The organism is Halomonas halmophila (assembly GCF_006540005.1).
GTDB lineage: Bacteria > Pseudomonadota > Gammaproteobacteria > Pseudomonadales > Halomonadaceae > Halomonas > Halomonas halmophila.
Genome location: NZ_BJOC01000016.1, coordinates 14,882 through 28,471 on the forward strand (window position 1 = coordinate 14,882; position 13,590 = coordinate 28,471).

At 63.5% G+C, this 13,590-nt stretch carries 11 protein-coding genes; 10 read left to right on the forward strand and 1 reads right to left on the reverse strand.

The annotated features are described in order from the left end of the window. The first annotated feature begins 50 nt into the window (after positions 1-50). The 10 genes from HHA01_RS05545 to HHA01_RS05590 all read left to right on the forward strand — a co-directional run bounded on the left by HHA01_RS05545 (position 51) and on the right by HHA01_RS05590 (position 10,739). Complete coding sequence (locus tag HHA01_RS05545) at positions 51-551, forward strand: Lrp/AsnC ligand binding domain-containing protein (protein WP_141318561.1); 501 nt, start codon at positions 51-53, stop codon at positions 549-551. A 5-nt stretch (positions 552-556) separates the two neighbouring features. Continuing rightward, positions 557-1,315 carry a HesA/MoeB/ThiF family protein gene (locus HHA01_RS05550; RefSeq protein WP_141318635.1) on the forward strand — a complete coding sequence of 253 codons (759 nt, stop codon included), beginning with the start codon at positions 557-559 and terminating at the stop codon, positions 1,313-1,315. A gap of 63 nt (positions 1,316-1,378) precedes the next feature. Next, on the forward strand, positions 1,379-2,671 hold the full coding sequence (locus HHA01_RS05555) for an NAD(P)/FAD-dependent oxidoreductase (RefSeq protein ID WP_141318563.1): 1,293 nt from the start codon (positions 1,379-1,381) through the stop codon (positions 2,669-2,671). Positions 2,672-2,702: 31 nt separating this feature from the next. Then, the gene (locus HHA01_RS05560; protein WP_141318565.1) at positions 2,703-3,836 is read left to right on the forward strand and encodes an ABC transporter ATP-binding protein; all 1,134 of its coding nucleotides are present in this window, start codon (positions 2,703-2,705) and stop codon (positions 3,834-3,836) included. 10 nt (positions 3,837-3,846) lie between these two features. Continuing rightward, on the forward strand, positions 3,847-4,767 hold the full coding sequence (locus tag HHA01_RS05565) for an ABC transporter permease (protein ID WP_141318567.1): 921 nt from the start codon (positions 3,847-3,849) through the stop codon (positions 4,765-4,767). Further along, complete coding sequence (locus tag HHA01_RS05570; RefSeq protein ID WP_141318569.1) at positions 4,764-5,561, forward strand: ABC transporter permease; 798 nt, start codon at positions 4,764-4,766, stop codon at positions 5,559-5,561. Before HHA01_RS05565 ends, HHA01_RS05570 begins: the two co-directional genes overlap by 4 nt. Positions 5,562-5,597: 36 nt before the next feature. Continuing rightward, positions 5,598-6,662, forward strand: coding sequence for an ABC transporter substrate-binding protein (locus HHA01_RS05575; RefSeq protein ID WP_141318571.1), 1,065 nt, complete (start codon positions 5,598-5,600; stop codon positions 6,660-6,662). A gap of 140 nt (positions 6,663-6,802) precedes the next feature. Beyond that, positions 6,803-8,170 (forward strand): glutamine synthetase family protein, encoded by a 1,368-nt coding sequence (locus HHA01_RS05580; RefSeq protein WP_141318573.1) that lies wholly within the window; start codon positions 6,803-6,805, stop codon positions 8,168-8,170. Between the two features lie 63 nt (positions 8,171-8,233). Continuing rightward, on the forward strand, positions 8,234-9,298 hold the full coding sequence (locus HHA01_RS05585; protein WP_141318575.1) for an ABC transporter substrate-binding protein: 1,065 nt from the start codon (positions 8,234-8,236) through the stop codon (positions 9,296-9,298). Between the two features lie 148 nt (positions 9,299-9,446). After that, on the forward strand, positions 9,447-10,739 hold the full coding sequence (locus HHA01_RS05590) for an NAD(P)/FAD-dependent oxidoreductase (RefSeq protein WP_141318577.1): 1,293 nt from the start codon (positions 9,447-9,449) through the stop codon (positions 10,737-10,739). 172 nt (positions 10,740-10,911) lie between these two features. On the opposite strand, the gene HHA01_RS05595 is transcribed toward HHA01_RS05590, so the two are convergent. Then, positions 10,912-13,476, reverse strand: a complete 2,565-nt coding sequence (locus HHA01_RS05595; RefSeq protein ID WP_141318579.1) for an FAD-dependent oxidoreductase — start codon at positions 13,474-13,476, stop codon at positions 10,912-10,914. Positions 13,477-13,590 lie beyond the last annotated feature (114 nt).

Here is a 13,590-nt window from a genome sequence, read left to right on the forward strand (position 1 = left end):
TTTTCTGTCATCCGGCGCCACACCCTTGCCCATCGCGTGTCAGGACGATAATGAAAACCAAGGCCCGCTCGCTGGATCGCATCGATCTCAATATCCTGCGTTGCCTGCAGGACAACGCCCGTATTTCCTATGTCGACCTGGCTTCTCAGGTCGGGCTCTCGACCACGCCCTGCCTGGAGCGCGTCAAGCGTCTGGAACGGGCCGGCGTGATCCGTGGTTACAAGGCATTGCTCGACCCCGGGGCGCTCAAGGCCAACCTGCTGGTCTTCGTCGAGATCAGCCTGGAAACCCAGTCGCCCTCGGTGTTCGACGAGTTTCGGCGCGCCGTTTCCAGCCTGCCACAGATCCAGGAGTGTCACCTGGTCTCGGGGCAGTTCGACTACATCCTCAAGTGCCGGATTCCCGAGATGTCGGCCTACCGCCAGTTGCTCGGCGACGTGGTGCTGACCCTGCCCGGGGTCAAGGAGTCCAAGAGCTATGTGGTGATGGAAGAGGTCAAGGAAGATGTGTCACTGCATGTCCCCGATATCGAGGAGTTCGACGACAAGTGAGCACCATGAATGACCAGGCCCTGTTGCGCTACAGCCGCCAGATCATGCTCGAGTCCATCGATATCGAAGGACAGCAGCGCCTGCTGGAGGGTCGCGCGCTGGTGGTCGGGGTCGGCGGGTTGGGGTCGCCGGTGGCCATGTATCTGGCCGCGGCCGGCATGGGCCATCTGACACTGGCCGATGATGACAGCGTGGAGCTGTCCAATCTGCAGCGACAGATTGCCCATGGCATGGACGACATCGGCCGTTCCAAGGCCGAATCGGGGCGCGCTGCCGGCCTGGCGCTCAACCCGGAGGTCGAGATCGTGGCGCATGCCGACCGCCTCGATGGCGAGGCGTTGCGGGCAGCGGTGGCCGGTGTCGATGTGGTGCTGGACTGCACGGACCGCTTTGCCAGTCGCTACGCGGTCAATGCAGCCTGCCGGGCGGCGGGGGTGCCGCTGGTCTCCGGCGCCGCCATTCGTTTTTCCGGGCAACTGGCGGTATTCGATCCGCGGGATCCGGCGTCGCCGTGCTATGGTTGCCTGTATCCACCGGGCAGTGGCAGCGAAACGGATGACGAGCTGCGCTGCGCCGAGAACGGCGTGGTCGCCCCGCTGGTCGGGCTGATCGGCAGCTTCCAGGCACTCGAGGCGCTCAAGCTGGTGAGCGGTGCCGGCCGGGTGCACCAGGGGCTTGCCACCTTCGATGGGCTGACCGGCCAGTGGCGGCACTTTGCGCTGCCGCGCGATCCGGGCTGTGCGGTCTGTGGTGATGGCGCCTAGCGGAACCGTGGGCGGCACGACATGCCGCTCGAACGCCGGCAATGCATGACGGAGACGATAGGCATGCAGAGTTGTGCTTCACAAGGGCGTCCTGCTTCCTGGTATCGGGATTCGATCAGTGTCGAGCTGGCGCCCCATGACGCCCTGCAGGGCGCGCAGCATGCCGATGTGTGCGTGATCGGGGGTGGTGTCACCGGGTGCTCGGCGGCCCTGCACCTCGCCGAACGCGGCTATTCGGTGATCCTGTTGGAGGCCGAAGAGATCGGCCATGGGGCCTCCGGACGCAGTGGCGGGCAGATTCTTCCCGGCCTGGGCACCGACATCGCCACCGTCGAAAAGGCGCTGGGCCGGGAAAGCGCGCAGCAGATCTGGGACATGAGCCGTGAGGCGGTGCGCCTGACGGCGGCGCTGGTCGAGCGACACGCGATACCCTGCGAGCTGTCCTGGGGCTACCTGCACGCCGCGGTCAAGCCGCGCCACGTCAAGGAACTCGAGGCGTTCCGACGTACCCTTGCCGAGCAGTATGGCTACCCGGCACTGGAGTGGCTGGAGGGTCAGGCCCTGCGCGAGCATGTCGTGACCGATGCCTACCCGGCGGCTCTCTTTGATCATGAAGGCGGCCATCTGCATCCGCTCAATTATACCCTGGGGCTGGCACGCGCCGCGCAACGTGCCGGTGCCCGGCTCTGCTCGCACAGCGCCGTGCGCCGCATCCGGCGGGGCGAGCCGGCGTGCGTCGAGACCGATCAGGGCAGCGTCACGGCCGATGTGCTGGTGCTCGGCACCAATGCCTATCAACTCGGCCTGGTCCCCGAGCTGTCCGGACGCATCATGCGGGCCGCCAACTACATGGTGGCGACCGCACCGTTGAGTGACGATCAGGCGGCACGGGTGCTGCCCCGGGGCGACGCCTTGTCGGATGCCAACTTCGTGCTCGATTATTACCGGCTGTCGGCCGACCGGCGCCTCATCTATGGTGGTGAGGTCAGCTATGATGGGCGTGAGCCCCCCAATCTCGAGGCACGCATGGATGCCAAGATCGCCGGACTCTTCCCGGTGCTGGAGGGCGTACCCATCGAGTATCGCTGGGGTGGCGATGTGGCGATCACGCTCAATCGCGCCCCGGACTTCGGCAGGCTGGGCGACAATATCTTCTATGCCCAGGGTTACTCCGGCCATGGCATGGCGCTGGCCGGACTGGCCGGCAAGTTGATGAGCGATGCCATCGCCGGCCACGCCCGGGGCTTCGATACCTTTGCCGCCATGCCGCATCGCCCCTTCCCGGGCGGCCCCTGGTTGCGCAAGCCGCTGCTGGTACTGGCCACGCAATTCTATAAACTTCGTGATCGTATGTGAGACGCCACTGACCCACCAGGAGGGTTCCTCCATGAGCAACAGGACTCCGGCGGCCATGGCCAATGCCGCGACGCTGGCGACGGCGGCAGATCAGGAGGCAGCGACCCGCAAGGCCTCGAGCATCGAGCTACACGGCCTGCACAAGCGTTTCGGGGCCGATACGATCGCCCTGGACGGGGTCGACCTGTCGATCCGGGCCGGGGAGTTCTTCACTCTGCTGGGGCCTTCCGGTTGCGGCAAGACGACCCTGCTGCGAATCCTGGCCGGACTGGAGGAGCCCGATCAGGGAACCCTGGTCGTCGGGGGCAAGGAACTGACCGAGGTGCCGCCGCATCGGCGCAGCGTTAACACCGTCTTTCAGTCCTATGCGCTCTTTCCGCATCTCTCGGTGCGTGACAACCTGGCCTTCGGCCTCAAGATGCGCGGCCTGCCGGCCGGGAAGCGTGACGCCAGGGTCGACGAGATTGCCGCCTTCATCAAGCTGGGGGATCTGGTCGAACGGCGTGTGGATCAACTGTCCGGCGGTCAGCGTCAGCGCATCGCCCTGGCCCGGGCCTTGGTCTGCGAGCCGGACGTGCTGTTGCTGGATGAACCGCTCTCGGCCCTCGACGCTGGCCTGCGTGCCCAGTTGCAGGTCGAGCTGCAGCGCCTGCAGAAGCGCCTGGGCATGACCTTCGTGTTCGTCACCCACGACCAGGATGAAGCCATGGTCATGTCGGACCGCATCGCGGTGCTCGACAGCGGCAACATTCAGCAGGTGGGGACGCCGAGCGAGGTCTACGAACGGCCTGCCAATGCCTTCGTGGCTCGCTTCATGGGCCACGAGAACCTCTTTGCCATACATGCCCGGGAGGATGACCGGGTGCAGACCGACATCGGCTGGCTGCGGCTCGTGCCCGGCGAGCAGGACAGTACACCCGGTGACTGGCTGCTGGTCCGGCCTGAAACGCTCGAGATCAACGACACGGTGCCCGAGGGCTATAATCACCTGGCGGGCGTCGTTCGGGAACGGCTGTATCGTGGTAGCCGTATCGAGTACGTGTTGGAGGTCAATGGCCATGCGCTGATGGTGGTGGCCAGCAACCTGGGGCAGCGGGTGCACCAGGCGGGGGATGCGGTGACCATCAGTGTGTGCCCCGAGGACCTGGTCACCGTTGTCGCGTGAGGAGAGTGTCATGCCCGGAACATCGCAACACCTGATGCGTCGGCGGGCCGTGGTCGCCGAGACGCGCCACCTGCTGTTCAGCGTGGGGCCGGGGGCGCTGTGGATCACGCTCTTTCTGGTGCTGCCCAGTGCCTACCTGATGGGCGTGGCCTTCATGACCAATGGCCCCTATGGACTGCCACAGATGCCCTTGACGCTGGACGCCTTCGAGCGCCTGGCGGGCTTCGGTTTTCTCGGCTGGAGCCCGGGCAACCTGTATACCCTGTTGCGTTCGCTGTGGCAGACCCTGCTCTCCACGACACTGGTCGTGATCGTCGCCTACCCGATTGCCTACTACATCACCACCTGCCGCGAACGCTGGCGGCCGATCATGCTGCTGGCCGTGGTGGTGCCGTCCTGGACCAACCAGGTGATCCGTACCTTTGGCTGGATGAATCTGCTGGCCCCGGGCACGCCGCTGTCCGAGCTGGCCGAGGGCCTGGGCCTGATCCCCCCCAACATGGGGCTCTATCCGTCCAATTTCGCGGTCACCCTGGGGCTAGTCTACAACTTCCTGCCGTTCATGGTATTACCGCTGTATGCGGCCTTCGAGAAGCTGGATGGCGCCCAGGTCGAGGCGGCCCAGGACCTCTATGCGTCACCCGTGCGGGCCTTTCGCCATGCGGTCTTTCCGCAGACCCTGCCGGGTCTGCTGGCGGGCATCGTGCTGGTCGCCATCCCGGCCTTCGGGATGTACGTGATTCCCGAGCTGTTGGGAGGAGGCAAGGGCATGATGCTGGGCAACCTGGTGGCGATGCAGTTCTCGGGCGGTTCCAATTGGCCGCTGGGGGCCGCCGGGGCGATCCTGATGCTGATCGCGACCTTCATCGGGTTGTTCGCCATGCGTCGCATCGGCAAGCGCCTGGGGGGCGGTGAAGAGGTGGTAATATGACCAAACGTTCATTGAAGCGCGGCCTGACCGGTTTCTGGTGGCTGACGCTGTTCTTTCTCTATTTGCCACTAGCCGTCGTGGTACTATTCTCGTTCAACTCAGTCAACAGCTCGGCCAACTTTGCCGGTGTCTCATTACGCTGGTATCAGCGCCTGCTGAGCAACGAGCAGATCCTCTCGGCCTTTGCCAACAGCATGGTGCTGGCCATCGTGTCGTCGGTCATTGCCCTGGGGATAGGCTGTTTGATCGGCTACGGCATGTATCGCCATCGTCACCGCAAGTTGGGGTGGCTGATCGTGCTGATCTATCTGCCCATCGTGCTGCCGGACATCGTCTTCGGCATTTCCGAAATGGCCTTCTTCGTCCAGGTCCACGAGGCCACCGGCTGGCTTCAGCCCGGTCTGGCGACCATGATCATCGCCCATGTGACCTTTCAGATTCCCTTCGTGGCGCTGATTATCTATTCACGCTTCGTGGGCCTGGATCCGACGCTGTTCGAGGCGGCCAAGGACCTGTATGCCTCGCCTCTCAAGCGCGTCCGGCACTTCATGCTGCCGACCATCAAGCCAGCGTTGATATCGGCCTTCTTCCTGTCCTTTACGCTGTCCATCGATGACTTTGTCATCAGTTTCTTCACGTCCGGACCGGAAAGCGCCACGCTGCCGATCTATATCTGGGGGGCGATCAAGAAGGGTGTCTCGCCGGAGATCAATGCCATTGCATCCTTGATGATCGGGGCCGTCGCGCTGGCGGCTGTCCTGAGTCTCATCTTCAATCGTCGCCGGCCCGCTTAGGCCGGTATCCCGTCGCGGTGAAACGAGGAGTCGAACATGCAGATCCACAAGACCCCCCTGGCGCTGTCACTGGCCAGCCTGATGCTGGCAGGGCATGCCCAGGCGCAGGACAACAAGCTCTATCTGTTCAACTGGACGGAGTACATGGACCCCGCGATCATCGAGGCCTTCGAGGCAGAGCACGATGTGGACGTGGTCCAGAGCTACTTCAACTCCAACCCCGAGATGTTCGCCAAGCTGCAGGCCGGCGGTGCCTCGCAGTATGACATCATCGTGCCGTCCAATTACTATATTCCGCGACTGATCGAGACCGGGCTGGTCCAGGAGCTCGACAAGTCGAAGCTCGACAACCTCGATAATGTCATGCAGCAGTTCGCCGACCCTTCCTATGACCCGGGGGCGCGTTACTCCGTGCCCTATCAGTGGGGGGTGACCGGCCTGGTCTACAATACCGCGACCTTCCCCGATGCGCCCAAGAGCTGGTCGCTGCTGTTCGATGCCGAGACCAATGCGAAGTATCCTTTCGGCCTGATGGGCGACGGCCAGGTCACGGTCGGCAGTGCCTGTGCCTATCTTGGTCATGGTTACGACTGTACCTCCATGGACGCCTGGCGTGAGGCGGCGCAGTTGCTGCTTGACACCAAGGAGCGCTCGACCTTCAGCGGCTTTACCGACGGTACACCGACGCTGCAGCAGCTGGCGCGCGGCGTGATACACGCCGGCATGTCCTTCAATGGTGACTTCCTGTTCTACAAGGAAGAAAACCCCGAGAGCTTCGCCGACATGGCCTTCATGATTCCCGATGAAGGGGCGGAGATGTGGGTCGACGCCATGATGATTCCCGCGGATGCGCCGAATCCCGACATGGCCCACGAGTTCATCGATTTCATCCTGGATGCCGAAGTCGGCGCCCAGCTGTCGAATTACAATTACTATGCCAGCCCCAACAAGGCCGCTCGCCCCTACCTCGACGAGGTACTGGCGAAACCGCCCGTGCAGCCCAGCGAAGCCGACATGGAGCGACTGCACTTCACGCCGACCCTGAAAGGCGAGCAGTTGCAGATGTTCCAGCAACTGTGGTCCGAGGTGAAGTCGCGCTAAATCGTGAGCCACGAGCCACGAGCCACGAGCCACGAGCCACGAGATGCGAGCTCCAGGGGCAGGGGATGTCCCGGGGCTCGCCGCTCGCCTGCCTCGAGTGACGAGATCCGGCGCCCGTTGTCATCAGCAAGGATTTTTCCATGAGTAATCGTCAGGAACTCCCGTTCCTTAACGAGTGGTTCGAACAGCACGGCATCACCGAGGTCGAGTGCCTGGTCACCGACCTGACAGGTATTCTCAAGGGCAAGATCATGCCGGCCGGGAAGTATCTGAACGGTGGGCGGCCGCGACTGCCGGACTCGCTTTTCATCCAGACCGTGACCGGGGGGTATCCGGATGACGAGGATACCCAGTTCTGGAATCCCGCTGAGCGCGACATGGAGCTGCTGCCGGACCCCAATGCCGTCTACCTGGTGCCCTGGGCCGAGGATGCCACGGCACAGATCATTCATGACTGTCATTATCTGACCGGTGAAGCCGTCGAGCTGTCGCCGCGCCATGTACTGAAACGCGTGTTGTCGTTGTATGAAGCACGCGGCTGGAAACCGGTGGTCGCGCCCGAAGTGGAGTTCTTCCTGGTCAAGACCAATACCGACTCGGATTATCCGTTGGAGCCGCCGATCGGTCGTTGTGGTCGCCAGGAGAGTAGTCGCCAGTCGTTTTCCATCGATGCGGTCAACGAGTTCGATCCGCTGTTCGAGGAAATGTATGACTACTGCGAGGCCATGGACCTCAACCTGGACACCCTGATCCACGAGGAGGGGGCCGGGCAGATGGAGGTCAACTTCGAGCACGGGGATCCGCTGACCCTGGCCGACCAGGTGGTGATCTTCAAACGCACCCTGCGCGAGACCGCCCTGCGGCATGGCATGTACGGCACCTTCATGGCCAAACCCATGGCCAGGGAGCCCGGCAGTTCGATGCATCTGCATCAGAGTCTGGTCGATATCAAGACCGGGCGTAACCTCTTTGCCGGCGAGGAGGGGCAGCACAGCCGTCTGTTTCACCATTTCATCGGCGGCATGCAGCGCTATCTACCGGCGTCGCTGCCGTTGTTGGCGCCCAACGTCAATTCCTACCGGCGCCTGCTGCGCACCGAGAACAGCGGTTCGGCCCCGGTCAATGTCGAGTGGGGCATGGACAACCGCACCGTGGGCTTGCGGGTGCCCATGGCGCCACCCGAGGCCACGCGTATCGAGAACCGTCTGGCGGGTGCCGATGCCAACCCCTATCTGGTCATGGCCGCCTCGCTGGCCTGTGGCTACCTGGGCATGCTGAGTCAGCTCGAGTCGCGGCCGCCGATGGTCGGGTCGGCCTGGTCCAGCGGCGGCAAGCTGCCCGACGATATCGGTCCGGCCCTGGACATGCTGCGTGACTGCAAGCCGTTGGCCGATATCCTCGGCGAGCGTTTCACCAATAGTTATCTGGCCGTCAAGCGCGCCGAGCATCGCGAGTATTTCCAGGTCATCAGCTCCTGGGAACGCGAGCATCTGCTGCTGAGAGTCTGAGGGTCGGGGCCCGATGGGCCCGATCTGGAATCAATAACAAACACCAGAACTCTGGAGATCGACATGCGATATCGACTGACAGGCCTGCTGGGCGCTTGCCTGCTCGGCGCCGGTACGAGCGCGATGGCCGCCGAGGCAGACAAGCTCTACGTCTTCAATTGGACCGAGTACATGGACCCGGACGTCGTCGAGGACTTCGAGGCGAAGTATGACGTGGAAGTGGTCGAGAGTTACTTCACCTCCAATGCCGAGATGTTCTCCAAGCTGTCGGCGGGCGGCGATGCCCAGTTCGATGTGGTGGTACCCACCGACTATTTCGTGCCCCGGCTCATCAATGCCGGCCTGATCCAGCCGCTCGACCCGTCGCTGATCGAGGGCCGCGACAACCTCATGGAGGCGTTTCGCGAGCCATCCTATGATCCGCAGGAGGAGTACAGCGTACCCTATCTGTGGGGAGCCACGGGTATCGTCTACAACACCCAAACCTTCCCCGATCCCCCGGAGTCCTGGGGGCTGTTGTTCGACCCCGAGCTCAACCCCGACCAACCCTTCGCCCTGCTGGGCGGCGATCCCCAGGTGGCGCTGGGCATGGCCTGCGCCTATCAGGGCGCCGGTTTCGACTGTGTCGGCCAGGAGCCCTGGGTCGAAGCGGCACGTCTGGCCGGCAAGACGCTGGATCGTCCCAACTTTACGGGCTTCGTCGACAGCACGGCCGCCGTCGAACAGGTCGCGCGGGGCGTCTCGCAGGTTGCCGTGACCTACAGCGGAGATGTGGACTATCGCAAGGCGGCCTCGCCGGAGACCTATGAGGATCTGGAATTCTTCGTGCCGGAAGAGGGCTCGCAGCTCGGCGTGGATACCCTGGTGATTCCGGCGCGTGCGCCGCATCCGGAACTGGCCCACAAGTTCATCAGCTTTCTGATGCAGCCGGAGAATGCCGCCCGCTCGGCGGATTTTGCCTATTACCGAACACCCAACAAGGCGGCCCTGGAGTATCTGCCCGAGGACCTGGCCGAGAGTTCGCGGCTGGAAGACGAGCGGCGTGACCAGCTGGTCACCACGCCGCTCATCGAGGGCGAACAGCTACAGATGTTGCAGCAGATCTGGACCGAGGTGCGTAGCCGCTGACGAGGCCCGGGGTAGCGGGCCGAAGCGAGGCATGGTCAGACGGCGCCATAATGTGGTGATTATAATTTACGCAGAATTTGCCAATTCATCAATTGGTCCCTAGAATCTGCGCTATATTGTAAAATAAAATCGCCATTCGGAGGCCCGTATGACTGTTACCTCGCCCATGGAGCATGTCGCATCCTGGTATGCGGCATCGGCCAATTCCGCCCCGCGACGCCCGGCGCTGACCGGGGATATCCAGTGTGACGTCTGTGTGGTGGGGGCCGGCTTCACCGGCATCTCCGCTGCGCTGCATCTCGCCGAGCAGGGTTTTCAGGTCGTGTTGCTCGAAGCCTCCCGCGTCGGTTTTGGTGCCTCGGGGCGCAACGGTGGCCAGATCGTCAACAGCTACAGCCGCGACATGGACATGATCGAGTCCCGCTACGGCAGCGAGACGGCCCGCGTCCTGGGCGACATGGCCTTCGAGGGCAACCGCATCATTCGTGAGCGCGTGGCGGATTACGGCATCGACTGCGACCTGCGTGACGGCAACCTCTTTGCCGCCTGCAACGGCAAGCAGATGGCCGGCCTGCGCGAGCACAAGGCGTTGTGGGAGCGCTATGGCCACCAGCAGCTGGAGCTGCTGGAAGGCGAGGCGGTCAAGCGTGAAGTCGGCTCGGACCGTTATAGCGGTGCCCTGGTCGACCATTCCGGGGGCCATATGCATCCGCTGAATCTGGTCCTCGGTCAGGCGGCCGCCTTCGAGTCACTGGGGGGCGTGATCCATGAGCAAACGCCGGTCGACCGCCTGACGCATGGCGAACGGGTGCGACTCGAGACCCCGGGTGGAGTGGTGAGCGCGGCGCGCGTGGTCATGGCCGGCAACGCCTACCTGAACGGTGTGCTGCCCGAACTCGAGAGCAAGTCGATGCCCTGTGGCACCCAGATCATCGTCACCGAGCCGCTGGGCGAGGATCGGGGGCGCGCGCTGCTGCCCAATGGTCTGGCCGTGGAGGACTGCAACTATCTGCTGGATTACTATCGGCTGACGGCCGATAACCGACTGCTTTACGGCGGTGGTGTCAATTATGGCGGCCAGGACCCGGCGGACATCGAGGCGGTCATCCGGCCCAAGATGGAAAAAACCTTCCCCGGCCTGAAGGGGGTGTCCATCGATTACGCCTGGAGCGGCAACTTCCTGATGACGCTCAACCGGCTGCCGCAGTTCGGCGTCATCAACGACAACGTCTACTACGCTCAGGGCTACTCGGGCCATGGTGTGACCTGCACGCACCTGGCCGGTCGCCTGATCGCCGAGGTGATGACCGGTCGCGAGGAACGCTTCGATGCCTTCGCCGGCCTGCCGCACTTGCCGTTTCCCGGGGGGCGAATGTTGCGCGTGCCGTTATCGGCCCTCGGTGCCTGGTACTATTCGACCCGCGACCGCCTGGGCTTTTGACACTGGCCCGGGCAGACCGGGGCGAACGCCAGGCAAGGTGTCAGCAAACAAAAGCGCCAGGAAGGCCTGACCCTCCTGGCGCTAACTTTTCACTTCTTACTGTTCACTTTTCAATTCTTACCTCTTACCTCTTACCTCTTACTTCTCACTCCTCACCCCTCGCTTCCAAGGCTCAGCTCTTGGGGCGCAGGTTCTCCGGATCGTACAGCGGCTTGTAGCCGACCGACTCGACCTGTACCGAGTAGATCTCGTCGAAGTACTGGACGTTGAGGGTGCGCCCCTCTTCGCAGTAGGCGTAGGGCAGATAGCCGAGGCAGATGTTCTTGCCCACCGACGGGCCGTAGGCAACGCTGGTGACGTAGGAATTCCGACCGAGCTCATCGACCAGGGTCTTGCCGGTCTGCGGATCCATGATCGGCAGATGCCCGACCGGGTAACGCGCGACGCCGTTGGCATCGGTGTTGTCGATCATCGTCATGGTGCACAGATAGGCTGGCTGATGCGCACGCTCGCGCTGGGCGACGTAGGCCTCCTTGCCATGGAAGTCGGCCGGCTTGACCTTCGGCCGGGCCAGGCCCGCTTCCAACAGGTTGTAGTCGGTCTTCAGGTCGGCATTCTGCAGGCGCAGGCACTTCTCCAGACGGCGGCTGTTGGCGTAGGTCTCGATGCCGACCGGGGTGACGCCCTGGTCGTACAGGGTATCCCACAGCGCCAGGCCATCGTCGTACTGGAAGTGCAGCTCCCAGCCCTGCTCGCCGACGTAGGAGATGCGGAAGGCGGTGACCGGGGTGCCGTTGACCGTGATGTCCCTGACGGCGGCGAACGGGAAGTTGTCCACCGTGAGGGCATCCGGGTCGTCGACGACGGACTGCAGCGTCGTGCGGGCGTTCGGGCCCCACAGGCCGATGCAGCCGAAGTCGGTGGTGCGTTCCTGGATGTCGACGCTGAAGCCCTTGTCCTCGGCCATGCGCTTCATCCAGATGTAGTCGCGATTGCCCGCGTCGCCGCCGTCGATGACGCGGTAGTGGCTCTCGCCCATGCGCAGGACCGTCAGATCGGCGCGCACGCCGCCCAGATGGTCGAGGAAATGGGTGTAGACACCCTTGCCGACCGGCATATCGCCACCGACCTTGGCCACGCTGGTGTACTCCATCAGCGCCTCGGCATCGCGGCCCGTGACGTCGTAGATGGCGAAGTGCGACAGGTTGATCATGCCGACGTTCTCGGACAGTTCGAGATGCTCGGCGTTGGAGACACGCCAGAAGTGGCGGTTGTCCCACTCGGCGTTGCGTTCCGGCACCTTGTCGCCCCACTTCGCGAGCAGGTGTTCGTTGCTGGCGTAGCCGTGCGCCCGCTCCCAGCCGGCCGCTTCCATGAAGTAGCCACCGAGCTCGACTTCGCGCTCGTAGAAGGGGCTCTGACGCAGGTTGCGCGCCGCCGTGTACGGCTCGCGGTTGTGGACCGGCGGGTTGTAGATCTTGAAGGCGGTCTCGTAGGAGCGGGACTCGATGTAGTCCGCTTCCTTCTGGAAGGGGTAGTAGCGGGTGAAGTCGATGCCGTGCGGATCGATCTCGACGCGCCCGTCGGTCATCCAGTCGGCGACGACCTTGCCCGTGCCGGGGCCGTCCTTCACCCAGACGGACTCGACGTACCACAGGCCACGTACCTTGGCGGACTCGCCGATGGACGGGCCGCCGTCGGCGGTGACCTGCAGCAGGCCGTTGAACGAGTGCTTTTCGTCGTAGCCGAGCTCACCCAGGATGGGGGTCAGTTCCATGGCCCGCTCGAGCGGCTCCATGATCTGCTCCATCTCCAGGTCGCGCTGCGAGGGCGACAGGCGCGCTTCTTCCTTCTCGAGGATGTCGCGCGGATGGACCATGCGCGGAGCCTTCTCCTCGTAGTAGCCCCATTCGATCTGGCCGCCCTCGGTGGTATTCGGGTCGCCGGTGTCGCGCAGGTAGGCCGAGTTGCCCTGGTCGCGCAGCAGCGGGTAGCCGATCTCCTTGCCGGTGCCGGCGAATTCCTCGTACGGTCCGAACCACAGCAGCGGGTGGTCGACCGGCATGATTGGCAGGTCCTCGCCGGCCATCTCGGCGATCATGCGGCCCCACAGGCCGGCGCAGCAGACGACGTACGGCGCTTCGATGTAGCCGCGATGGGTATACACGCCCTTGATGCGGCCATTCTCGATCTCGAGGCCGGTCGCCGGGGTGTTGGCGAAGGCCTGGAGCTTGCCCGTCTCTTCCGCTTTCTTCACCAGTTCGCCACTGAAGATCTGCGAGCGCGGGATGACCAGGCCGGCGTCCGGGTCGTACATGGCGCCCTGGATCTGGTCTTCCTCGATGAGCGGCATGAGCTCCTTGGCTTCCTTCGGACCAATCATGCGCACGTTGGTGCCGAAGGCGCGTCCAGAGTCGACCTTGCGCTTGAGTTCCTCCATCCGCTCATCATCGCCGACCCGCGCGACCTCGAGGCCACCGACACGATCGTAGTGCCCCATCTTGTCGAAGAACTCGATGGAGTAGGTGGTGGTGTAGCACGTCATCTCATCGTGCGCGGTGGCGAAGCAGAAGTCGGAGGCGTGCGAGGTCGAGCCGATATCGGTGGGGATCGCCGACTTGTCGATACCCACGATGTTCTCCCAGCCACGCTCGATCAGGTGATGGGCCACGGAGGCACCGACGATGCCCCCCTGACCAATGATGACGACGTCTGCCTGAGTGGGGAAGGTTGCCATGGTTGTTCCTCCGTTACCTTGGGATCGAGCGCTATCCTGTCACGCTAATGCACGTCGATGAAGCGGGCTGTCCCATCACGACGCCGTCATGTGTCATGGCGACAGCCGATGGCA